Annotated in this window: 1 protein-coding gene; it reads left to right on the forward strand. The window is 38.9% G+C overall.

Features of this window, described 5'->3' with window-relative positions; genetic code table 11:
• The first annotated feature begins 300 nt into the window (after window positions 1–300).
• Complete coding sequence (locus BMX84_RS12360) at window positions 301–1,485, forward strand: IS110 family RNA-guided transposase (RefSeq protein ID WP_091490360.1); 1,185 nt, start codon at window positions 301–303, stop codon at window positions 1,483–1,485.
• The last annotated feature ends 107 nt before the right edge of the window (window positions 1,486–1,592 follow it).

Consider the following 1,592-nt stretch of genomic DNA (forward strand, 5'->3'; position numbering starts at 1 on the left):
TTGTATATTATATTTAGGGTTTTAACCTTCCGGTTTTTACTGGATAACCCTATGAACCTCTTTTCGATTACCTCATCTCATTAGATATGAGATAATTAGTTTATTGGATTGAGAGGTTAGCCGTTTACTCCTTGAGTCCTTGAACTCGTAATCGAAAGACTGGTTCCTCTCTCTGATAAGCTGATTGCGAATGAGTTAGATGTTGAAAGCTTCGTGCTTTACTCCGTATCTATAACAAGGTAGTGACGCTTTTCAGACGAGTGGCTGTTCAATCCAAAATTAAATGAAGAAGGTGTCGTTATGTTCTTCTTAGGCATTGATATTGGTAAACGAAGCCATGTAGCCTCAGTTATGAATGAAGAAGGAAAAGTGATACTAAAAGGCTTTTCATTCCCCAATTCAACTGAAGGTGGAGAAAAACTTCTCCAAAAAATCATCTCTTTATCTCCGATTGATCAGTATAAAGTCGGAATGGAAGCAACGGGCCATTACTGGCTATCTCTTTTCTCCTTTTTGGATGAGCACGACTTTCTAATTCACGTCATTAACCCGATTCAGACCGATGGTTGGCGGAAAGGAACGGAAATTCGCAAACGAAAAAACGATATTATTGATTCTGTCTTGATCGCTGATTTAATGCGCTACGGAACCTTTGTAGAAACGTCTTTATCCGATGAAAACATCTTTTCGTTGAAACAACTCTCTCGCTACCGAACCTATCTTGTGGGCACCGCTAGTGACTTCAAACGAAAAATCATTGCGGTATTGGACCAAGTTTTTCCTGAATACGATACACTTTTTAGTAAAGTGGGTATTTTTGGCAAAGCCTCAAAGGAAGTTTTGTTAGAACTGAGTTCTCCTGATGCCATCAACCATATTTCTGCGGGTACCCTAGCTGATTTATTGGGGGAAGCCAGTAGAAATCGCCTGGGTATGAAGAAAGCTGAAGAACTAAAAACCGCTGCCTCACACTCCTTTGGAGTTAAATTCGCCCAGGAAACATTCACCTTTCAATTGCGTTCAATGATTGAACAGTTAAAATTTCTTGAAAAGCAAATAACCGATACAGAAAAAGAAATTAAAAAGATCATGGATGATATTGATTCTGTGATTGAAACAATCCCGGGTATCGGTCCTATTAACGGTGCGACGATACTAGGAGAAATCGGTGATATAAACAAATTCTCCTCACCAGCTAAACTAGTTGCCTATGCCGGTATTGATGCTTCTGTCACCCAATCGGGTGAGTTTGAAGGGACACACAACGTCATGAGTAAACGGGGCTCTCCATATTTAAGAAAAGCCTTATTCTCCGCTGCACTAGTAGCCTCAAGACACGATCCTGTATTAAAAGCATTTTACGAAAAGAAAATATCCGAAGGTAAACACCACCTTACAGCTCTGGGCGCTGTGTCACGCAAACTCTGTTACATTATTTACGCTATTTTAAAAAAGAATGAACCATACGAAGTGCGTTTGAAATAATTTCAAAAATGACGCTTGCTTAAGTTTATTTGATGCGCCCTTAAATTCCAAAATAGACTGTAGAAATATTAGGTTTTATTGCTTGACTTTATATAGTTAGTCTTTCT

This window comes from Alkalibacterium putridalgicola (assembly GCF_900109825.1).
Lineage (GTDB): Bacteria > Bacillota > Bacilli > Lactobacillales > Carnobacteriaceae_A > Alkalibacterium > Alkalibacterium putridalgicola.